The sequence below is a fragment of the Streptomyces tagetis genome (assembly GCF_018069565.1).
GTDB lineage: Bacteria > Actinomycetota > Actinomycetes > Streptomycetales > Streptomycetaceae > Streptomyces > Streptomyces tagetis.
On the sequence record NZ_JAGPNL010000010.1, the window covers coordinates 67,499 to 88,125 of the forward strand.

The 20,627-nt window shown below is 75.3% G+C and carries 19 protein-coding genes; 13 read left to right on the forward strand and 6 right to left on the reverse strand.

Annotation, left to right across the window (positions count from 1 at the left end; all coding sequences use genetic code 11):
- Positions 1-82: 82 nt before the first annotated feature.
- From cobM to cobC, 6 genes are read left to right on the forward strand one after another with little or no spacing between them, the layout of a single operon-like run.
- A complete protein-coding gene (gene cobM, locus J5Y05_RS28090) occupies positions 83-946 on the forward strand; it encodes a precorrin-4 C(11)-methyltransferase (protein ID WP_210876076.1) in 864 nt (287 codons plus the stop codon).
- Positions 943-2,223 (forward strand): precorrin-6y C5,15-methyltransferase (decarboxylating) subunit CbiE, encoded by a 1,281-nt coding sequence (gene cbiE, locus J5Y05_RS28095; RefSeq protein ID WP_210876078.1) that lies wholly within the window; start codon positions 943-945, stop codon positions 2,221-2,223. The genes cobM and cbiE overlap by 4 nt, the downstream gene beginning before the upstream one ends.
- Positions 2,220-3,920: a precorrin-3B C(17)-methyltransferase gene (gene cobJ / locus J5Y05_RS28100; protein ID WP_210876080.1), complete on the forward strand. Its 1,701-nt coding sequence runs from the start codon at positions 2,220-2,222 to the stop codon at positions 3,918-3,920. The genes cbiE and cobJ overlap by 4 nt, the downstream gene beginning before the upstream one ends.
- Positions 3,917-4,525 carry a precorrin-8X methylmutase gene (locus J5Y05_RS28105; protein ID WP_210876082.1) on the forward strand — a complete coding sequence of 203 codons (609 nt, stop codon included), beginning with the start codon at positions 3,917-3,919 and terminating at the stop codon, positions 4,523-4,525. The genes cobJ and J5Y05_RS28105 overlap by 4 nt, the downstream gene beginning before the upstream one ends.
- On the forward strand, positions 4,522-5,439 hold the full coding sequence (locus J5Y05_RS28110; protein WP_210876084.1) for a sirohydrochlorin chelatase: 918 nt from the start codon (positions 4,522-4,524) through the stop codon (positions 5,437-5,439). The genes J5Y05_RS28105 and J5Y05_RS28110 overlap by 4 nt, the downstream gene beginning before the upstream one ends.
- Positions 5,411-6,526 carry an Rv2231c family histidinol phosphate aminotransferase CobC gene (gene cobC, locus J5Y05_RS28115; protein ID WP_210876086.1) on the forward strand — a complete coding sequence of 372 codons (1,116 nt, stop codon included), beginning with the start codon at positions 5,411-5,413 and terminating at the stop codon, positions 6,524-6,526. The genes J5Y05_RS28110 and cobC overlap by 29 nt, the downstream gene beginning before the upstream one ends.
- Positions 6,527-6,687: 161 nt before the next feature.
- On the opposite strand, the gene J5Y05_RS28120 is transcribed toward cobC, so the two are convergent.
- Together J5Y05_RS28120 and J5Y05_RS28125 are read right to left on the reverse strand one after the other, a co-directional pair.
- Positions 6,688-7,677 (reverse strand): SCO1860 family LAETG-anchored protein, encoded by a 990-nt coding sequence (locus J5Y05_RS28120; RefSeq protein WP_210876088.1) that lies wholly within the window; start codon positions 7,675-7,677, stop codon positions 6,688-6,690.
- Between the two features lie 188 nt (positions 7,678-7,865).
- On the reverse strand, positions 7,866-8,963 hold the full coding sequence (locus J5Y05_RS28125) for an amidohydrolase family protein (RefSeq protein WP_210876090.1): 1,098 nt from the start codon (positions 8,961-8,963) through the stop codon (positions 7,866-7,868).
- Positions 8,964-9,193: 230 nt separating this feature from the next.
- On the opposite strand from J5Y05_RS28125, the gene J5Y05_RS28130 reads away from it, so the two are divergent.
- The 5 genes from J5Y05_RS28130 (at position 9,194) to thpD (ending at position 14,006) form a co-directional block, all read left to right on the forward strand.
- Positions 9,194-10,324, forward strand: a complete 1,131-nt coding sequence (locus J5Y05_RS28130; protein WP_210876092.1) for a pyridoxal-phosphate-dependent aminotransferase family protein — start codon at positions 9,194-9,196, stop codon at positions 10,322-10,324.
- A gap of 329 nt (positions 10,325-10,653) precedes the next feature.
- Complete coding sequence (gene ectA / locus J5Y05_RS28135) at positions 10,654-11,190, forward strand: diaminobutyrate acetyltransferase (RefSeq protein WP_210876093.1); 537 nt, start codon at positions 10,654-10,656, stop codon at positions 11,188-11,190.
- 149 nt (positions 11,191-11,339) lie between these two features.
- Positions 11,340-12,611, forward strand: a complete 1,272-nt coding sequence (ectB, locus tag J5Y05_RS28140; protein ID WP_210876095.1) for a diaminobutyrate--2-oxoglutarate transaminase — start codon at positions 11,340-11,342, stop codon at positions 12,609-12,611.
- Between the two features lie 96 nt (positions 12,612-12,707).
- Entirely contained in the window at positions 12,708-13,106 is a 399-nt protein-coding gene (locus tag J5Y05_RS28145) for an ectoine synthase (RefSeq protein ID WP_030419992.1), read from the forward strand.
- Entirely contained in the window at positions 13,107-14,006 is a 900-nt protein-coding gene (gene thpD / locus J5Y05_RS28150; RefSeq protein ID WP_210876097.1) for an ectoine hydroxylase, read from the forward strand. It abuts the gene before it with no gap.
- Between the two features lie 76 nt (positions 14,007-14,082).
- On the opposite strand, the gene J5Y05_RS28155 is transcribed toward thpD, so the two are convergent.
- The 3 genes from J5Y05_RS28155 to J5Y05_RS28165 all read right to left on the reverse strand — a co-directional run bounded on the left by J5Y05_RS28155 (position 14,083) and on the right by J5Y05_RS28165 (position 17,669).
- Positions 14,083-15,141 (reverse strand): aminotransferase class V-fold PLP-dependent enzyme, encoded by a 1,059-nt coding sequence (locus J5Y05_RS28155; protein ID WP_210876099.1) that lies wholly within the window; start codon positions 15,139-15,141, stop codon positions 14,083-14,085.
- Positions 15,142-15,203: 62 nt separating this feature from the next.
- Positions 15,204-15,932: a DsbA family oxidoreductase gene (locus tag J5Y05_RS28160; RefSeq protein WP_210876101.1), complete on the reverse strand. Its 729-nt coding sequence runs from the start codon at positions 15,930-15,932 to the stop codon at positions 15,204-15,206.
- Positions 15,933-16,139: 207 nt separating this feature from the next.
- Positions 16,140-17,669, reverse strand: coding sequence for an aldehyde dehydrogenase (NADP(+)) (locus tag J5Y05_RS28165; RefSeq protein WP_210876103.1), 1,530 nt, complete (start codon positions 17,667-17,669; stop codon positions 16,140-16,142).
- 110 nt (positions 17,670-17,779) lie between these two features.
- Here J5Y05_RS28165 and J5Y05_RS28170 point away from each other — a divergent pair, with 110 nt between their 5' ends.
- Together J5Y05_RS28170 and J5Y05_RS28175 are read left to right on the forward strand one after the other, a co-directional pair.
- A complete protein-coding gene (locus J5Y05_RS28170; RefSeq protein ID WP_210876105.1) occupies positions 17,780-18,553 on the forward strand; it encodes an IclR family transcriptional regulator in 774 nt (257 codons plus the stop codon).
- A 3-nt stretch (positions 18,554-18,556) separates the two neighbouring features.
- Entirely contained in the window at positions 18,557-19,027 is a 471-nt protein-coding gene (locus tag J5Y05_RS28175) for a GNAT family N-acetyltransferase (protein WP_210876107.1), read from the forward strand.
- Positions 19,028-19,209: 182 nt separating this feature from the next.
- Here J5Y05_RS28175 and J5Y05_RS28180 read toward each other — a convergent pair whose 3' ends face one another.
- Positions 19,210-20,619, reverse strand: coding sequence for a pectate lyase family protein (locus J5Y05_RS28180; protein WP_210876108.1), 1,410 nt, complete (start codon positions 20,617-20,619; stop codon positions 19,210-19,212).
- Between the last annotated feature and the right edge of the window lie 8 nt (positions 20,620-20,627).

Genomic DNA, 20,627 nt, shown 5'->3' on the forward strand with positions numbered 1-20,627 from the left:
CCTTGCTATCCGATCGGCGCGGGTGCCCGCGCGGGGGACGGCAGCGACCGCAGTACCCGTGTGCAGGAGAGGACCCATTCCCATGGCCGATGCATCCGCCGGCAAGGTGACCTTCGTCGGGGCCGGGCCCGGCGCCGCCGATCTGCTGACCTTCCGCGCCGCGCGCGCCATCGCCGAGGCCGACGTCGTGATCTGGGCGGCGAGCCTGGTCCAGGCCGAGGTGCTGGAGCACGCCCGCCCCGGGGCCGAGGTGCTGGACTCGGCCACGATGTCCCTGGAGGACGTCGTGGCCGTCTACCGGCGTGCCCACGAGCACGGCCTGCGGGTGGCCCGCGTCCACTCCGGCGACCCCGCCCTGTGGGGCGGCACGCAGGAGCAGCTCGACCGGTGCGCCGCGATCGGCATCGCCACCGAGGTGGTGCCGGGCGTGTCCGCGTTCTCGGCGGTCGCGGCGCTCGCGGGCCGGGAGCTGACCATCCCGGAGGTGGCGCAGTCGGTGATCCTCACCCGGCTCGGCGGCGGCAAGACGCCGATGCCGCCCGGGGAGGAGGTCCGCGAGTTCGCCCGGCACGGCACCACCATGGCCGTCTTCCTCTCGGCGGCCCGCAGCGGGCAGCTCGTACGGGAGCTGCTGGAGGGCGGCTACCCGACCGGCACCCCGGTGGTGGTGGCGTACCAGGCCACCTGGCCGGAGGAGCTGATCGTCCGGTGCACGGTCGGCACGCTGGAGGAGACGGTCAAGGAGCACCGGCTCTGGAAGCACACGCTCTTCCTGGTCGGCCCGGCGCTCGACGCGCACGGCACCCGCTCGCACCTGTACCACCCGGGCCATTTCCACGGCTACCGCAGGGCCGACCCCGAGGCCCGGCGGGCGCTGCGCGAACGCGGGGCGCACTCCGTGCCGGGTGCGGCCGGGCCGGGGGCGGGCGACGGGGCGGGCGCGTGAGCGCGCCGGTCACCGTCGTCGGCACGGGCGTCGGGGCGCCCCTTCCGGCCGGCGTCCTGGCCGGTGCGCGGCTCGTCGTGGGCGGCCGGCGCCACCTGGACGCCGTGACGCTGCCCGAGGGGGCGGAGCGGATCGTCCTCGGCCCGCTCGCGCCCGCCCTGGACGCGATCGCGGAGCACCTGGCCGGCGGGCGGCCGGTGGTGGTGCTGGCCTCGGGCGACCCCGGGTTCTTCGGGATCGTGCGGGTGCTGGCCGAGCGGTTCGGACCGGACCTGCTCGACGTGCGGCCCGGGGTGTCGTCCGTCGCCGCCGCCTTCGCGCGGGCCGGGCTGCCCTGGGACGACGCCGTGGTGGCCAGCGCCCACGGGCGGGACCCGCGCACCGCGGCCAACCTGTGCCGCGCGCACCCCAAGGTGGCCGTGCTGACCGGGCCGGGCGCCGGTCCCGCCGAGCTGGGCGCCGCCCTCGGGGACCTGCCCCGGGTGCTGGTCGTCGCCTCGGCGCTCGGCTCCGGCGCGGAGCGCGTGGAACGGGTGACGCCCGCCGAGGCCGCCGCCCGGGAGTGGGGCCCGGCGGTGAACGTCGTGCTCTGCCTGGACGAGACGCGCGCGGTGGGCGCCGTGCGCACGGTCGCGGGACCGGCCCGGCGGCCTGCCGGATGGGCCCTGGACGAGGCGGAGTTCGCCCACCGCGACTCGATGATCACCAAGTTCGAGGTGCGGGCGCTGGCGCTGGCCCGGCTCGGTCCGCGCCCCGGCGACCTGGTGTGGGACGTCGGCGCGGGCTCCGGCTCGGTGGCGGTGGAGTGCGCCCGCCTCGGCGCGGCCGTCACCGCCGTGGAGAAGAGCCCGGACGGCGTCGCCCGGATCGGTGCCAACGCCGCCGCGCACGGCGTCGCGGTCCACGTCGTGCGCGGCACGGCGCCCGGGGCGCTCGCCGCGCTGGACGATCCCGACGCGGTGTTCGTGGGCGGCGGCGGGCGGGACCTGCCCGCGATCGTCGCGGCCTGCGCGCGGCGGGCCCGGCGCTCGGTGGTGGTCGCCGTGGCCGCGCTGGACCGGGTCCCGGCGGCGCGCGAGGCGCTGGCGGGGGCGGGGCTGGAGTGCGGCGGGGTGCTCCTCCAGTCCTCGCGGCTGGCACCGCTGCCCGGGGACGTGACGCGGCTCGCCGCCGGCAACCCGGTCTTCCTGCTGTGGGGCCTGCGCCCCGCCGCCCCCGCCACCATCCCGCGCGGCTCGGCCGGCGGGGACACCGACAGTGAAGGAGTGACCCAGTGATCGGCCTGATTTCCGCCACCGCGGCGGGGGCGGCGGCCCGGGACCGGCTGGCCGCGGCCTGGCCGGAGCGCACCCGCGTCTACGACGGTCCGGTCGCGGACGCCGTACGGACCGCGTTCGCCGAGTGCGAGGGGCTGGTGTGCTTCCTCGCCACCGGCGCCGTCGTCCGGCTCGTGGCACCGCTGCTGGACGACAAGCGCACCGACCCGGGCGTGGTCTGCGTCGACGAGGGCGGCCGGTTCGCCGTCTCGCTGGTCGGCGGGCACGGCGGCGGCGCCAACGACCTGGCCCGCGCGGTCGGCGAGGTGCTGGGCGCCCGGCCGGTGGTGACCACGGCCACGGACGCCGTCGGGCTGCCGGGCCTGGACACGCTCGGCCTGCCCGTCGAGGGCGACGTCGCCGGGGTCTCCCGGGCCCTGCTGGACGGCGAGGCGGTGGCGCTGCGGGCCGACGTCGCCTGGCCGCTGCCGCCGCTGCCGCTCGCCGCGGAGGGACCGTACGCGATCCGGCTGACGGACCGTGTGGTGGAGTCGGCCGGGCGGGAGGCGGTGCTGCGCCCGCCGACGCTGGTCGTCGGGGTCGGCGGCTCCAGGGGCGTGCCCGCCGACGAGGTCCTGGGCCTGGTCGGCGAGGCCCTGGCCGGCGCCGGGCTCTCCCCCGCCTCGATCGCCGAGGTGGCCACCGTCGACGCCAAGGCCGGTGAGCCCGGCATCGTCGCCGCCGCCGCGCGGCTCGGCGTACCGCTGGTGACGTACCCGGCCGGGGAACTGGCCGGCATCGAGGTCCCGCACCCCTCCGACGCCCCGCTGGCCGCCGTCGGCACCCCCTCGGTCGCGGAGGCCGCGGCGCTGGCCCGGGGCGGTGAACTCCTCGTGCCCAAGCGGAAGTCGCGGCGCGCGGACGGGCGGCCCGCGATGGCCACCTGCGCGGTGGTCCGGCGGCTGGGCCGCGGCCGGCTCGCGGTGGTCGGCCTCGGGCCGGGCGCCCGGGACCTGCTCACGCCCCGCGCCCGCGAGGAGCTGCGGCGGGCCTCCGTCCTGGTCGGCCTCGACCAGTACGTGGACCAGATCCGCGACCTGCTGCGCCCCGGCACCCGGGTGCTGGAGTCCGGGCTCGGCGCCGAGGAGGAACGCGCCCGCACGGCCGTGGCCGAGGCCCGGCGCGGGCACGCCGTCGCCCTGATCGGCAGCGGCGACGCCGGGGTCTACGCGATGGCCTCGCCCGCGCTGGCCGAGGCGTCCGACGACATCGACGTGGTCGGCGTGCCCGGGGTGACGGCGGCCCTGGCGGCCGGGGCGATCCTCGGGGCGCCGCTGGGCCACGACCACGTCTCGATCAGCCTGTCCGACCTGCACACGCCGTGGGAGGTCATCGAACGGCGGGTGCGCGCGGCGGCCGAGGCCGATCTCGTGGTGACCTTCTACAACCCGCGCAGCCGGGGCCGTGACTGGCAGCTCCCGAAGGCGCTGTCGCTCCTCGCGGAGCACCGGGAGCCCGGCACCCCGGTCGGCGTGGTGCGCAACGCCTCGCGCGCGGACGAGTCGAGCCGGCTGACGACGCTGGCCGCGCTCGACCCGGCGACGGTCGACATGATGACGGTCGTGACGGTGGGCAACACCGCGACCCGGCGGATCGCCGGGCGCATGGTGACCCCGCGCGGCTACCGCTGGCAGGACGGCCGGGAGGCGGCGCAGTGAACCGTGTGGTCCACCCCATCGAGGAGGAGTCCTTCCGGCGGCTGCGCGCCCGGCTGGACACCTCGCCCTTCCCGCCGCTGACCCGGGCGGTCGTCGAGCGGGTCATCCACTCCGCCGCCGACCTGGAGTACGCCTCCGACCTGGTCATGGACGAGGCCGACCTGGTGCGGGCGCACGCGGCGCTGCACGCCGGGGCGCCCGTCGTCGTGGACGTCGAGATGGTCGCGGCCGGCATCACCCGCCGGGAGACGGTGTGCCGGCTGCGGGACGCCGTCGCCGGCCCCGGGCTGACCCGCTCGGCGCACGCGGTGCGGCTCGCCCACGCACAGGTCGGGCCGGGCGCCCTGTGGGTGATCGGCTGCGCGCCGACCGCCCTGGAGGAACTGCTCGCCCTGGACGCCTCCCCCGCGCTCGTGATCGGACTCCCCGTCGGTTTCGTCGGGGCCGCCGAGTCCAAGGCAGCACTGCGCGAGAGCGGGCTGCCCGCCGTCAGCAACGTGTCCGAGAAGGGCGGTTCGGCGGTGGCCGCCGCCGCGCTCAACGCCCTGCTGTACCACCCCGCTCCGGACGGCACCCCGTCCGGGAAACCCGAGGAGACACTGTGACCACCCCGCCCGCCCTGCTCATCGCCGGCCACGGCACCCGGGACGAGGCCGGAGCCGAGGCGTTCCGCGACTTCGTCCGCGAACTGGGCCGCCGCCACCCCGAGCTGCCCGTCGCGGGCGGCTTCATCGAGCTGTCCCCGCCACCGCTCGGCGAGGCCGTCGCCGGCCTGGTCGAGCGCGGTGCGCGCCGGTTCGCGGCCGTGCCGCTGATGCTGGTCTCCGCCGGTCACGCCAAGGGCGACATCCCGGCCGCGCTGGCCCGCGAGAAGGAACGCCACCCCGGCATCACGTACACGTACGGCCGTCCGCTGGGCCCGCACCCCTCGCTGCTGCGGGTGCTGGAGCGGCGGCTCGCCCAGGCGGCCGACCCGTCCTGGGACCCCGCCGAGGTGACCGTGCTGCTGGTCGGGCGCGGCTCGACCGATCCGGACGCCAACGCCGAGGTGTTCAAGGCGGCCCGGCTGCTGTGGGAGGGGCGCGACCACGCGGGCGTGGAGACGGCGTTCGTGTCGCTGGCGCGGCCGGACGTGGCGAGCGGGCTGGACCGGTGCCTGAGGCTGGGCGCGCGGCGGATCGTGGTCCTGCCGTACTTCCTGTTCACCGGCATCCTGCCGGACCGGGTGCGGCGCCAGACCGAGGAGTGGGCGGCCTCGCACCCCGAGGCCGAGGTCCGCTCGGCGGACGTCATCGGCCCCGAGCCGGAACTCCTGGACCTGGTGTGGGAGCGGTACGAGGAGGCCGTCGGGGGCGATCTGCGGATGAACTGCGACAGTTGCGTGTACCGGATCGCGCTGCCCGGTTTCGAGGACAAGGTGGGGCTGCCGCAGCAGCCGCACTACCACCCCGACGACGACGGCCATCACCACCACGGGCACCATCACGGCCATGGACACGCACACTCGCACGCGCACTGATCCCCCCGCCGCCGGGCCGGGCCTTCCCGGCAGCGGCGGCGGGCACGATCTGCGCCACCACGGGGACGCCGAGGTCCGGGGCGACGGCTCGGCCCTGGTCGACCTCGCGGTCAACGTGCGGACCGGCACGCCGCCCGCCTGGCTGCGCGAGCGCCTCGCGGACTCGCTCGGCTCCCTCGCCGCCTACCCGGACGGCCGGGCGGCGCGGGCGGCGGTGGCGGCGCGGCACGGGCTGGAGGCGGAGCGGGTGCTGCTGACGGCGGGCGCGGCGGAGGCGTTCGTGCTGCTGGCCCGCGCGCTCGACGTGCGCCGGCCGGTGGTGGTGCACCCGCAGTTCACGGAGCCGGAGGCGGCGCTCGCGGACGCGGGGCACGCGGTCGGGCGGGTGGTGCTGAGCGCGGCCGACGGTTTCCGGCTCGATCCGGCGGCGGTGCCCGCCGACGCCGACCTCGTGGTGATCGGGAACCCCACCAATCCGACCTCGGTGCTGCATCCGGCGGGGGCCGTCGCGGCGCTGGCCCGCCCGGGGCGGACGCTGGTGGTGGACGAGGCGTTCATGGACGCGGTGCCGGGCGAGCGGGAGGCGCTGGCCGGGCGGACGGACCTGCCGGGGCTGGTGGTGCTGCGCAGCCTGACCAAGACATGGGGGCTGGCGGGGCTGCGGATCGGGTACGTGCTGGCGGCGCCGGGGACGGTGGCGAGGCTGGAGCGGGCCCAGCCGCTGTGGCCGGTGTCGACGCCGGCGCTGGTGGCGGCCGAGGCGTGCGTGGGCCCGCGGGCGCTGGCGGAGGCCGAGGAGGCGGCCCGGCGGATCGCCGCGGACCGGGAGCACCTGGTCGCCGGGGTGCGCGGGCTGGCATCGGCGGGGCTGCGGGTCGTGGAGCCGCCGCGGGGCCCCTTCGTGCTGCTCCGGCTCCCCGGGGCGGCGGCGGTGCGGCGGCGGCTGCGCCTCGCCGGGTACGCGGTCCGGCGCGGGGACACCTTCCCCGGGCTGGACGCGGAGTGGCTGCGGGTGGCGGTACGGGACCGCGCGACGACCGACGCCTTCGTCCGCGCCCTGCGGGACGCGGTGACGGCGGGGGCCTGAGCCCCCACGAGGCGCCACGCGCGGGGGCCCCGGCGTCCGGACGCCGGGGCCCCGGTGTCGTTCCCCCCTCCGGGACGTGTCCACGGCCCGGAGGGGCGCTCCGTCCCTCGCCGGCCCGGTCCCGTCGTGCGGCCGGGACCGGGCCGTCGGGGTGGGCCGCTCTAGCCGTGGCGGCGCCGCGCCAGGTAGAGGGCGCCGCCGCCGGCCAGCACCAGCGCGCAGGCGCCGCCCGCGATGTACGGCGTCGCCGAGTTGCCGCCGGTCGCCGCGAGGTCGGCCGTGGCCGCCGGGGCGCCCTGCGGCTTCACGTCGGCGACCGCCTCGTCCGCGGGCTTCTCCGCCGGCTTGTCCGCCGGCTTGTCGTCGTCGGCGGGCGTGGTGGCGGGGGCCGACTCGGCGGCCTCCGGCTCCTTCTCGGCGGGGGCGGGCGCGGCCGGGCTCTCGCAGGTGGCCTTGGCCAGCGTCACCGTGCCGTCGACCTCGGCCACGTTGAGGTCGAGCGGGTTGACGGCGACCTTGAGTTCGAGGGCGGTGGCCGCCGCCGTACGGGAGGTGGTCTCGGAGCGGGACAGGTCGAGGCGGACCTCGCCGACGCCGGGCACCTTCACCTCCGTGGTGCCCCCGGCGGTCAGGGTGACCTTCTTGCCGAGGACCGTCACCGAGCCGAGCACGTTGGACGAGGCGACCGGCTTCTCGCCGGCCTCGCAGGTCGCCTTGGAGGTGACCTGTTCCACCTCGATGACCGAGAGCACCGGCAGGCCGGGCACGTGCACCCTGGCCCGGACCAGGTTGGTGTACCCCTCGGCCTTGGTCTCGGTCACGGTGGCCTTGGCGTCGGCCACGTCGGCCCGCAGGACGTTGAAGGGCTTGCCGCCGTCGACGCCGTCCAGCTTGGCGGTGAGCGCGGTCTGCCGCGCGCTCTCGGGCGCCTGGACCTCGTTGAGGGTGACGGCGAGCGGGAGGTGGACGGTCTTGTTGAGCAGGGCCACGTCGAGGCCGGTGCGCAGGACGACGGCGCTCGCGCGCCCCTGCTCCTCGGTGGCGTGGGCGGTGCCCGCCCCGGCCAGGACCGCGGGACCCGCGGCCAGGGCCGTGGCCGCCGCGACGGTGACGAGGCGGCGTGCGGGCATGCGGAAGGTGTTGCCGTTCAAGGTGGTGGGACCCCCAGAAAGACATGCGTGTGGGACACGCATGAGCGACATGCTTGGGACCCGGAAAGGATGTCCCCGCCCGCCCGCCAACCGTCAGTGTTCCTGGGTTACTTCACTCCATCGAGGGGTTTCCGCGCGCTTTTTCGAATCTTCCCTGCACGGGTGTTCGGACGCTTCACCCCCCACGGTTACCCGACGACCCGTCCGTTGAGCACCACCCGGCGCGGAGCGCCGAGCACGCGGACGTCCGCGCGCGGGTCGCTCTCGTACACCACCAGGTCCGCCGGTGCGCCCTCCTCCAGCCCGGGGCGGCCGAGCCAGCGCCGGGCGGCCCAGGTGGTCGCGGCGAGGGCCTCGACGGGCGGGATGCCCGCGGTGACCAGTTCGGCCACCTCCGCCGCGGCCAGCCCGTGCGCCAGGGTGCCGCCGGCGTCGGTGCCGACGAAGACCGGGACACCGGCGTCGTAGGCGTTGCGCACGGTGTCGTAGCGGCGGGCGTGGAGCCGGCGCATGTGGGCGGCCCAGCCGGGGTAGCGCTTCTCGCCGCCGTCGGCGAGGAGCGGGAAGGTGGCGATGTTGACGAGGGTCGGCACGATGGCGACGCCCCGCTCGGCGAAGAGCGGGATGGTGTCGTCGGTGAGCCCGGTCGCGTGCTCGACGCAGTCGATGCCGGCCTCGACCAGGTCCCGCAGGGAGTCCTCGGCGAAGCAGTGCGCGGTGACGCGGGCGCCCAGCCGGTGGGCCTCGGCGATCGCCGCCTCGACGGCCCCGCGCGGCCAGCAGGCGGACAGGTCGCCGAGGTCGCGGTCGATCCAGTCGCCGACCAGCTTGACCCAGCCGTCGCCGCGCCGGGCCTCCCGGGCGACGTGGGCGACCAGGTCCTCGGGCTCGACCTCCCAGGCGTAGCCCCGGATGTACCGGCGGGTGCGGGCGATGTGCCGGCCCGCCCGGATGATCTTCGGCAGGTCCTCGCGGTCGTCGATCCAGCGGGTGTCGGAGGGCGAGCCCGCGTCGCGCAGCAGCAGCGTGCCCGCGTCCCGGTCGGTGAGCGCCTGCTTCTCGGCCGTCTCGGCGGGCACCGCGCCGTGCGCGTCGAGACCGACGTGGCAGTGCGCGTCGACCAGTCCGGGCAGCGCCCAGCCCTCGACGGTGCGGACGTCGCGGGCGCCGGCGGGACGGTCGTACGAGATCCGGCCGTCGATCACCCACACCTCGTCGCGGACGTCCCCGTCCTCCGGTCCGACGAGCACCCGACCCCTGACGTGCAGCACCGCGCGATCCCTCATGTGCGGCACCCTAGACGGTGGTCCCGGGGCGTTTCGAGGGGCCGCCGGGGACCCGTGGGCGACGGGCCCGATGGACGGTTCCACCGAGGCGGAGGTGATAATTCCGCCCGTGGGGGTGTGGCAACGGAGACCGGCGCCCCCGGCGGCGCGCGCGGGCCGGGCACTACGCTCGGACCCGTCCCGTCCGCCTCGTACGGTCCCGTCCGCCGCCGACTGAGGAGAGCACCGCCGTGACCCACCCCTTCCTGGACCTGGCACCGATGACCGCCGGCCACTTCGCCGCGATCGAGGACCGGGTGGCGCGGCTGCTGGACACCCGGCAGGACGTGGTGATCATGCAGGGCGAGGCGCTGCTGCCGCTGGAGGCCGCGATCCGCGGGACGGCCGGTCCTGACACCGTCGCGCTGAACATCGTCACCGGGCCCTACGGGCAGACCTTCGGCGACTGGCTGCGGGAGTGCGGCGCGACCGTCCACGACCTCGCCGTGCCCTTCGACACGGCGGTCACCGCCGCCCAGGTCCGGGACGCCTTCGCCGCGCACCCGGAGATCGGCTTCGTCTCCCTCGTGCACGCGGAGGCGGCGACCGGCAACACCAACCCGGTCGCGGAGATCGGCGACGTGGTACGGGAGCACGGCGCGCTGTTCTACCTGGACGCGGTCGCCTCCGTGGGCGCCGAGCCGGTGCTGCCGGACGCCTGGGGCGTGGACCTGTGCGTGATCGGCGCCCAGAAGGCGATGGGCGGCCCCGCCGGGGTGTCGGCGGTGTCGGTCAGCGAGCGGGCGTGGGCGCGCATGGCGGCGAACCCGGGGGCGCCGCGCCGCTCGTACCTCTCGCTGCTGGACTGGAAGGAGCGCTGGACGGACGCGGGGCGCACCGCGCTGCCGCACGCTCCGGCGCAGGTGGAGATGGTGGCGCTGGAGGCGTGCCTGGAGCGCGTCGAGGAGGCGGGCGCCGACGCGGTGATGGCGCGGCACGCCCGCGCGGCGGCGGCCACCCGGGCCGGGGTGCTCGCGCTGGGCGGCGGTCTGGAGCCCTGGGTGCGCGACGCGCGGGAGGCGGCCCCGGTGGCGACGACGCTGCGGGCCCCGGCCGGCACCGACGCCTCCGCCCTGGTGGCCCGCGCCCTGGCCGCCGATCCGGCGCTGCCGCTGGCCGCGGGCGGGGGCGCGCTCGCCGGCGAGATGATCCGCGTCAACCACTACGGCCCGCACGCCGGCCGGGCGTCCGTGGCGGCGTGCCTGGCGGCCCTCGGGGCGGCACTGGCGGACGAGGGCCTGGCGGCAGATCCGGAGGCGGCCACCCGGGCCCTTGGCGCGGCCTGGGACGAGGCGGCCGGCGCCGGTCTGTCGAACGCGTGAATTCGGCGTAATTTCCAAAGCTCACACAAATAGAATTAACGAATTCTCTTCACAACAGCTTCCCGTATTCTCCTGCCCGCTTTCTCCGAGGCTAAACGCAGAGATTCGACGGACCTCCGAGGGGGCCGTCCGGGCGCCGCGCGCATCGGTTACGTGATTGTGACCCGTTGCACATGGTGCCCGTTTTGCGTGTTTTAACCGGGACAAAGCTGTTCATATTGCCGATCCCTCGCGCGGCGGCACGCGCGGGCGTGATAACACACGACACCTGCATCCGTAACCCCGTCCGGCGATGCAATTTCGCATTTCGCTGGGTAAATTCAATTCGCATGACCGCCGCACAAGCAGACCTGCAAATCGACCGTCCGCGAGTGGCCGACGGGGCCGCCCTGTGGCGGCTGGCGAGGGATTCCCGGGTCCTCGACCTGAACTCGTCCTACAGCTATCTGCTCTGGTGCCGCGACTTCGCCGCCACGTCGGCCGTGGCCCGTGACGAGCACGGCGACCCCTTCGGCTTCGTCACCGGCTACCTCCGGCCGGAGCGTCCCGACACCCTGCTGATCTGGCAGGTGGCGGTGGACGAGGCGTACCGCGGACGCCGGATCGCCGCCGCGATGCTGGACGCCCTGTTCGCCCGCGTGGCCGCCGAGCGGCCCGCGGTGCACACTGTGGAGACGACCATCGCGCCGGACAACAGCGCCTCCCGGCGACTGTTCACCTCGTTCGCCGAGCGGCACGGCGCACGGCTGGAGCGCGAGGTGCTGTTCGACGCCGGCCTCTTCCCCGACGGACCGCACGACCCCGAGGTCCTGTACCGCATCGGCCCCCTGACCAGCGCGACCGGCACTCCCCCGCCGGCCCCCTGACCCCTCCCCCGGCGCCGGCCCCCGGCCGGATCACCGCGCCGGGCCCCCGCCGCCCCGACGGCCCCCGGGAGCGCACCGGTCCCCCGGTCCCCCGGCACCCGTCCGGCCTCCCCTCTCACCGAACCTCACGCACCGAGGAGCGATTCGTCGTGACCATCACCCAGCCCGACCTGAGTGTCTTCGAGACCCTGGAGTCCGAGGTACGCAGCTACTGCCGCGGCTGGCCCACTGTCTTCGACCGTGCGCTCGGCAGCCGCATGTACGACGAGGACGGCCACGAGTACCTCGACTTCTTCGCCGGAGCGGGCTCGCTCAACTACGGCCACAACAACGCCGTACTGAAACGGGCGCTCATCGACTACCTGGAGCGCGACGGCGTCACGCACGGTCTCGACATGTCGACCACCGCCAAGCGCCGCTTCCTGGAGACCTTCCAGAACCTGGTGCTGCGCCCCCGTGACCTTCCGTACAAGGTCATGTTCCCGGGCCCGACCGGCACCAACGCCGTGGAGTCGGCGCTCAAGCTGGCCCGGAAGGTCAAGGGCCGCGAGGCGATCGTCTCCTTCACCAACGCCTTCCACGGCATGTCGCTGGGCTCGCTCGCCGTCACCGGCAACGCCTTCAAGCGGGCCGGGGCCGGCATCCCGCTGGTCCACGGCACGCCGATGCCGTTCGACAACTACTTCGACGGCAAGGTCGAGGACTTCCTCTGGTTCGAGCGGCTGCTGGAGGACCAGGGCTCCGGCCTCAACCAGCCCGCCGCCGTGATCGTCGAGACGGTCCAGGGCGAGGGCGGCATCAACGTCGCCCGGCCCGAGTGGCTGCGCGCCCTGGCCGACCTGTGCGAACGCCAGGACATGCTGCTCATCGTCGACGACATCCAGATGGGCTGTGGCCGCACCGGGGCCTTCTTCTCCTTCGAGGAGGCGGGCATCACCCCGGACATCGTCACCGTCTCCAAGTCGATCAGCGGCTACGGCCTGCCCATGTCGCTGTGCCTGTTCAAGCCGGAGCTGGACGTGTGGGAGCCGGGCGAGCACAACGGCACCTTCCGCGGCAACAACCCGGCCTTCGTCACCGCGACCGCCGCGCTGGAGACCTACTGGGCCGACGGGTCGGCGATGGAGAAGCAGACCCGGGCCCGCGGCGAGCAGATCGAGCAGCAACTGATCTCCATCACCGAGGAGAACCTCGCCGACATCCGCGAGTACCGGGGCCGCGGCCTGGTGTGGGGCATGGAGTTCCACGACAAGGAACGCGCCACCCGCATCGCGCGCCGCGCCTTCGAGCTGGGTCTGCTCATCGAGACCTCCGGCCCCGAGAGCGAGGTGGTCAAGCTGCTGCCGGCCCTCACCATCACCCCCGACGAACTGGACGAGGGTCTCAAGATCCTCGCCCGCGCCGTGCGCGAGACCGTCTGACCCGCCCGGCGCCCCGCGCTCCGGTGCCCGCGGCCCCCGCGGCCGCGGGCTCCGGTCCCACCCGCACATCCCTCACCGAGGAGGCATCGCACCACCGTGATCGTCCGTTCGTTCAAGGAGATCGAAGGCACCGACCGGCACGTGAAGTCCGCGTCCGGCACCTGGGAGAGCAAGCGCATCGTCCTCGCCAAGGAGAAGGTCGGCTTCTCCGTCCACGAGACGATCCTGTACGCGGGTACGGAGACGTCGATGTGGTACGCCAACCACATCGAGGCCGTCGTCTGCGTGGAGGGCGACGCCGAGCTGACCGACCGCGAGACCGGGAAGACGTACCACATCACCCCCGGCACCATGTACCTCCTGGACGGCCACGAGCGGCACACGCTCAAGGTCAAGGAGGACTTCCGCTGCATCTGTGTCTTCAACCCGCCCGTGACCGGACGGGAGGACCACGACGAGAACGGCGTCTACCCGCTGCTCACCGAGGAGGTGTGAGTGACCGTGACCATCACCACCGACACCGATCTCTACCCCACCCGCGGGGCCACCGAGGTGGCCACCCCCCGGCTGGACCCCGCGGTCTGGAGTGACCTCGACGCCCCCGGCCCCATCGCCCCCGACGGCCTGCGGGCCTTCGACCGCGACGGCTTCCTCGCCATCGACCGGCTGATCGGTCCGGACGAGGTCGCCGTGTACCACCGCGAGCTGGAACGGCTCACCAGCGACCCGGAGATCCGTGCCGACGAACGCTCCATCGTGGAGCCGAAGTCCAAGGAGATCCGGTCCGTCTTCGAGGTGCACCGGATCAGCGAGGTCTTCGCCGCCCTGGTGCGCGACGAACGGGTGGTGGGCCGGGCCCGCCAGATCCTCGGCTCGGACGTCTACGTCCACCAGTCGCGGATCAACGTCAAGCCCGGCTTCGGCGCCAGCGGCTTCTACTGGCACTCCGACTTCGAGACCTGGCACGCCGAGGACGGCCTGCCGCGCATGCGCACGGTCTCGGTGTCGATCGCGCTCACCGAGAACCACGACACCAACGGCGGGCTCATGATCATGCCGGGGTCGCACAAGACGTTCCTCGGGTGTGCGGGGGCCACGCCGAAGGACAACTACAAGAAGTCCCTCCAGATGCAGGACGCGGGCACGCCCTCCGACGAGGCGCTGACGCGGATGGCCTCGGAACACGGCATCCGCCTCTTCACCGGCAAGGCCGGTTCGGCGACCTGGTTCGACTGCAACGCCATGCACGGGTCCGGTGACAACATCACGCCGTTCCCGCGCAGCAACGTCTTCATCGTCTTCAACAGCGTGGAGAACACGGCGGTGGAGCCGTTCGCGGCGCCGGTCCGCCGGCCCGACTACATCGGCGCGCGGGACTTCACCCCCGTGCGGTGACACCCGCGGTCGCAGCGGGCCGGGACCTCGTCGTGTGGGACGGGAGGTCCCGGCCCGGTGCCGTCCCCGGACCGGCTCAGAGTGCCGGGGCGGACAGCTCGTCCAGCAGCCGGTCGACGTCCGCGGCCGTGTTGTACACGTGGAAGGCGGCGCGCAGCCGGCCCGCCCGGTCGGACACCTCTATGCCCGCCCGGCTCAGCGCCGCCTGCCGCCGGCCCAGTCCCGGCACGGAGACGACGGCGGAGCCCGGCGCCGGGAGCGGTTCGTGTCCCAGCCCCTCCATGCCGCGCCGGAACCGTTCGGCGAGGGCGGTGTCGTGGGCGTGCACCGTGTCCGCGCCGAGTTCCCCGATGAGTTCCAGGGCGTGGCGGGCGCCGGTGAAGGAGAGCACGGCCGGGCTCTCGTCGTACCGGCGCGCGGAGCGGGCGAGTTCGGTGACCGGTCCGTAGCAGCTCTCCCAGGGGTCCTCGCCGGTGCACCAGCCGGCGAAGAGCGGGGTGAGCGCGCCCGGGTCCTCGGGCACGGTCAGGAAGGCGACGCCGCGCGGGCACAGCCCCCACTTGTAGGTGACGGCGACGGTGAAGTCGTCCTCGTCCGCGGCGTGCGGCAGCCACCCGGCGGACTGGGAGAGGTCGACCAGCGTCCGCGCCCCGTGCGTCCGGGCCGCCTCCCGCACCGCCGGGAGGTCGGCGAGGCGGCCGTCGGCGGACTGGACGGAGCTGAGGGCGACGAGCGCGGTGCGCGGGCCGACGGCGTCGGCGACGCGCTCCAGCGGCGCGGCGCGCACCACCAGGTCCGGGCGCATGTGGAACGGGTTGACCAGGGAGCTGAAGTCGCCGTCGACGGTGAGGACTTCGGCGCCCTCGGGCAGCGAGGCGGCGATCAGTCCGCAGTAGGTGGCGACCGAGGCTCCGGTCGCCACTCGGGCGGCGGGCACGCCCACGAGCCGGGCGTAGGCCGCGCGGCTCGCCTCGACGTCGGCGAACATGTCGCCGGGCCGCCCCTCCGCCGCGCGGTCCAGGGCCTCGCGCATCGCGGCGGCGGACCGGGCCGGCAGCAGGCCGGTGCTCGCGGTGTTCAGGTACGTGGTCTTCGGGGCGAACTCGGCCCGGACGAGGTTCTCGAAGCGTTCCATGGCACCACTGTGCGGGTCCGGGGGCGCCCCGTCCACGGTGCCGGTCCCCGGCGGCGGCCCGTTCAGCCGCCCGCGGAGGCCGCGTCCCCCGGCACCGCGCACCCGTCCGGGCCGCAGACCCCGGCGTCGGGGCCTGCCTCGGGGGCCGGGGCGTGCTCCTGCCAGGCCCGGGTCAGCGCCTCGGTGAAGACCTCGGCGGGCTGGGCCCCGGAGACGCCGTAGGCGCGGTCGATGACGAAGAAGGGGACGCCGGTGGCGCCGAGGGCCGCGGCCTCGCGCTGGTCGGCGCGGACCCGCTCGGCGTAGGCCGTGGGGTCGGCGAGCACGGCGCGGACGGCGTCCTCGTCGAGACCGGCGGCGACGGCCAGGCCGACGAGGTGGTCGTCGTCGCCGAAGACGGAGCGCTCCTCGGCGAAGTTGGCGCGGTAGAAGGCGTCGAGCAGCGCCTCCTGGCGGCCGTGGTCCGCGGCCAGGTGCAGCAGCCGGTGGAGGTCGAAGGTGGAGCCGTGGTCGCGGCCCCGGCTGCGGTAGGCCAGCCCCTCGGCGGCGGCCTGGGCGGCGAGGCGGTCCTCGCCGGCCAGCGCCTGGGCCTCGCTCATCCCGTACTTGGCGGTCAGCATGGCGAGGACGGGCTCGACGTCGCCCTTGGCCCGCCCGGGGTCCAGCTCGAAGGAGCGGTGGACGACCTCGACACCGTCGCGGTGCGGGAAGGCCGCCAGCGCCTTCTCGAAGCGGGCCTTGCCCACGTAGCACCAGGGGCAGGCGATGTCGCTCCAGATCTCGACGCGCATGTCTCGGCTCTTCTCCGGCTCGTACGGGTACGGAGACCTTCTCCGCCCGCAGCGGGAACGTCCGGACGGCGGCACGCATTCCCCGGCACGGCACGGGCCGGGGGCCGAGCGGGGCGCGGCACGGGCCGGGGGCGGAGCGGGGCGCGTTGCCCGGTTACGGGACCGGCCGTGGCCCGCGGGGGCGGATTTCCCCGCGGGCCGGGGTGGTCAGCGTTCGAGGCGGCCGTTGAAGCGGCGCGGCAGGCCCAGCGGGTTGTCGTCGCGCAGCTCGGGCGGGAGCAGGGCCTCGGGGGTGTTCTGGTACGCGACCGGCCGCAGCCAGCGCTCCACGGCGGTGGCGCCGACCGAGGTGGAGGTGGAGGTGGTCGCCGGGTAGGGGCCGCCGTGGTGCTGGGCCGGGGCCACCGCGACGCCGGTGGGCCAGCCGTTGACCAAGACCCGGCCCGCCAGCGGGGTCAGCTCCGCGAGGAGGTCCGCGCCGCGGCCCTTGCCGGCGGCCTCGTCGGCGGAGAGCTGGGCGGTCGCCGTGAGGTTGCCCGGCAGCCGGGACAGCACGTCCGTCACCTCGGCGTCGTCCGCGTAGCGGGCCACGACGGTGACCGGGCCGAAGCACTCCTCCAGCAGCGGCGCGTGCCCGTCCCCGTCGGCGAGCCGGGCGGCCGGCACGGTGAGGACCCCGGCGCGGACCTCGTGCTCGCCGTCGGCCCCCGGGACGACCGGGGCCCGGACGCCGGGCAGCGCGGCGCGCTCGGCGACCCCGGCGGCGTAGGCGTCCCGCATGCGGTGGTCGAGCAGGACGCCGGGCGCGGCGGCGGCGACCGCGGCGGCGAGGGCCTCGACCAGGGCGTCGCCCGCCGCGGTGGACGGCACCAGGACCAGGCCCGGCTTGACGCAGAACTGGCCGACGCCGAGGGTCATCGAGGCGGCCAGCCCGGCGCCTATCTCCGCGGCCCGTTCGGCCGCCGCCGCCTCGGTGACGACGACCGGGTTCAGCGAGCCCAGTTCGCCGTGGAAGGGGATCGGGACCGGCCGGGCCACCGCCTCGTCGAACAGGGCGCGTCCGCCGCGCACCGACCCGGTGAAGCCGGCCGCGGCGACCAGCGGGTGCCGGATCAGTGCGAGGCCGGCGTCGAAGCCGTGCACCAGGCCGAGGACGCCCTCGGGCACCCCGTGCCGGGCGGCGGCGCGGCGCAGCACCCCGGCGACCAGCGCGGAGAGGGCGGGGTGGTCGGGGTGGGCCTTGACCACGACCGGGCAGCCGGCCGCGAGCGCGCTGGCCGTGTCGCCGCCGGCGACGGAGAAGGCGAAGGGGAAGTTGGAGGCCGCGTAGACGGCGACGACGCCGAGCGGCACCTTGAGGCGGCGCAGGTCCGGGACGGGCGGGGTCGCGGTGTCGTCGGGGTGGTCGATGACGACGTCGAGGAAGGCGCCCTCGTCGACCAGGGCGGCGAAGGCGCGCAACTGGTAGCAGGTGCGGGCGAGTTCGCCGGTGAGCCGGGCCGTCCCGAGCGCGGTCTCGGCGTCGGCGGCCTCGACCAGCGCGTCCCCGTCCGCCTGGAGCCCGTCGGCGGCGGTGCGCAGGAAGGCGGCGCGTACGGCGCGGTCGGCGAGGGCGCCCCGCGCGGCGTGCGCGGCGCGGACGGCGGTGTCCACCTCCCCCGCCGTGGCCTCCCTGGCGACCTGTTCGCGCCGCTTCCCGGTACGGGGGTCGACACTCCAGACTGGTGCTGCTGCCACCGCGGGTCCCTCCACGTGCTCGGTCTCGGGGTCGTTCGATATACTGAACACTGTCTCAGATCGTGAACATGTGGGAGATTATTTCCCGACGGACGAAAGGGTCAAGGGCGATGCCGGCTGGCGAGACGGGGGGCGGAGCGCAGGTCAAGTCCGCCGTGCGGACGGTGGAACTGCTGGAGTACTTCGCCGGGCGTCCCGGCATGCACTCCCTGGCCTCGGTCCAGGAGGCCGTGGGCTACCCCAAGTCCAGCCTCTACATGCTGCTGCGCACCCTGGTGGAGCTGGGCTGGGTGGAGACGGACGCGACCGGCACGCGGTACGGCATCGGCGTACGGGCGCTGCTGGTGGGGACGTCGTACATCGACGGCGACGAGGTGGTGGCGGCGGCGCGGCCGACGCTGGACCGGCTCTCCGACGACACCACGGAGACCATCCACCTCGCCCGGCTCGACGGCACCAACGTGGTCTACCTGGCGACCCGCCAGTCCCAGCACTACCTGCGGCCCTTCACCCGGGTCGGCCGCCGGCTGCCGGCCCACTCGACCTCGCTGGGCAAGGCGCTGCTGAGCACCTACTCCGACGAGCAGGTGCGCAAGATGCTGCCGGAGACGCTGCCCGCGCTGACCGAGAACACCATCACCGACCGCGAGCGGCTCATCGAGGAGCTGCGCCAGGTCCGGGAGCAGGGCTTCGCGGTGGACCGCGAGGAGAACACGCTGGGGCTGCGCTGCTTCGGCGTGGCGATCCCCTACCGCACCCCGGCGCGGGACGCGGTGAGCTGCTCGGTGCCGGTGGCCCGGCTGACGCCCGCCCACGAGCAGATGGTGAAGGACGCCCTGTTCGACGCGCGGGACCGGCTGACCCTGGCGACCCGGAGGCTCTGAGCCGTGCACATCGCCCTGCGCGAGGTCCACGACAGCGACCTGCCCGTCTTCTTCCGGCAGTTGAACGATCCTGAGGCCCTGCTCATGGCGGCCTTCACCCCGCGTGACCCGGCCGACTGGGACGCCTTCGCGGCGCAGTGGCGGCGGTTGCGCTCCTCGGGGGACGTGGTGCGCACCATCCTGGGCGACGGCGACGTGCTCGGCAGCGCCGCGGTCTACGGGGAGCCGGGCGAGCGGGAGGTCACCTACTGGGTGGACCGGGCGTACTGGGGCCGGGGCGTGGCGACGGGGGCGCTGCGCGCGCTGCTGGCCGAGGTGCCGGAGCGCCCGCTGTACGCGCGGGCGGCGGCGGACAACGCCGGGTCGCTGCGCGTGCTGGAGAAGTGCGGCTTCGAACGGACCGCCCGTGCGCGCGGGTTCGCCCGTGCCCGGGGCGCGGAGATCGACGAGGTCGTGCTGCGCCTGCCCGCCTGACGCCGCCCGCCCCGGCGCGGATGAGCCGCGGCCGGTCGGCGGGGACGGCGACGCGGGCGCCGGGCCCGGTGCCGCGGTGCTCGGCGAGGGCGGGTGCGGGTCCCGGTCCATGCGGGGTGCTCCTTCGGTGAGGGCGGGCCACGGGGGCCGGGACGGCGTGGGCGGTCCCGGCCCCGGGCGGGTCAGCGCAGGCGGCCGGCGCCCGCGCCCTGGGCGACGAGGGCGGGGACGGCGCGCGCCGGGTGGACCGTGGTGCGCAGGGTCGGCGTCCAGCCGGCGCCGCGCTGGAGGGTCTCCTGCGGGATCTCCGCGTTGTGCACGGCGATCAGGTCCAGGGGGCGGCCGTTGACCAGGTTGTGGGCGGCGGTCAGCGGGGCCTCGCTCCACTTCTTCAGCACCGCGGCGGGGCTGGTGCCGGCCGGGAGGGTGAAGGCGTTGTGCTCGGCGACGATCGCGGACTCCTTGCCGACGCCGAGGCTGTAGCCGTAGTCCGCCCCGGCCACGAAGTGGTTGTCGTAGACGTCGACCTGGCCGAAGCGGACGCGGGGCGCGCGTTCGACGAGACCGGCGAAGAGGTTGTGGTGGAAGGTGGAGCGCAGCCTGCCCCGGTCGTCGGCGGCGGTGGACTCGCTGTCGCTGTTGCCGATGAGGATCGTCTTGTCGTGCTCGGTGAAGACGTTCCAGGAGGCGGTGACGAGGTCGGCGCCGCGGACGATGTCCAGTTGGCCGTCGTGCTGCTGGTAGAGCATGCCGAAGTGGGTCGGCGCGGCGCTGTCGGGGTGGTCGCCGTCGGTGAAGGTGTTGTGGTCCAGCCAGACGTGGGTGGAGCCGTGGACGACGGCGCTGTCGTACTCGGAGTTCCAGTTGCCCCGGTCGCCGTCGGTGGGGTCCCACTGCGGGAAGCAGTCGACGGGGCTCTCGAAGGTCAGGTTGCGGACGATGACGTTGTCGACGCCCTTGATCTGGAGGCTGGCGCCCTTGAAGCCGGCGTCGCGGCCGACGCCGATGATGGTCGTGTCGGCGGGCACGTTCGCCCGCACCGCCTGGGCCTGCCGGGCGGCGGAGACGCGGCGCAGCCCCTCGGGGCTGTCGTCGCTCTCGCCCTCCAGGTCGGTGTCGAGCCCCCAGGTCTCGGGCGCGTACGCCTCCAGGTAGGCGCCAAAGTCGTAGCCGGGGGCGGCGAAGGTGTCGCAGCCGCCGGTGACGGCGTCGATGGTGCCCTTCACCTTGATGATGCGCGGCGCGGTGCCGCCCGCGGTGAGGGCGGCCTTGAAACCGGCCCAGGTGGTGACGGTGAAGACGTGCCGGGCGTCGGCGGCGGAGCCGCCGGTGGTGCCGGTGGTGTGGGAGGCCCAGCCGTCGCGGGCGGGCAGGGTCTGCCGGGCGGGGTCGGGGTGGTGCGGGCGGGCCTCGGCGGCGCCGGTCCCGGTCAGGGTCAGGGTCAGCAGCAGGGCGGCGCCGACGGCCGGCGCGACGGCTCTGGCGGCTCTGCCGCGCGGGCGGGTTCGGGTCCGGGGCGGGCCGGCGGTGCCGGCGGCACCGGCGGCACCGCGGGTGTTCGTGTCATGCGCATGCCATCCGAAAATGCTCATGTGGTCCG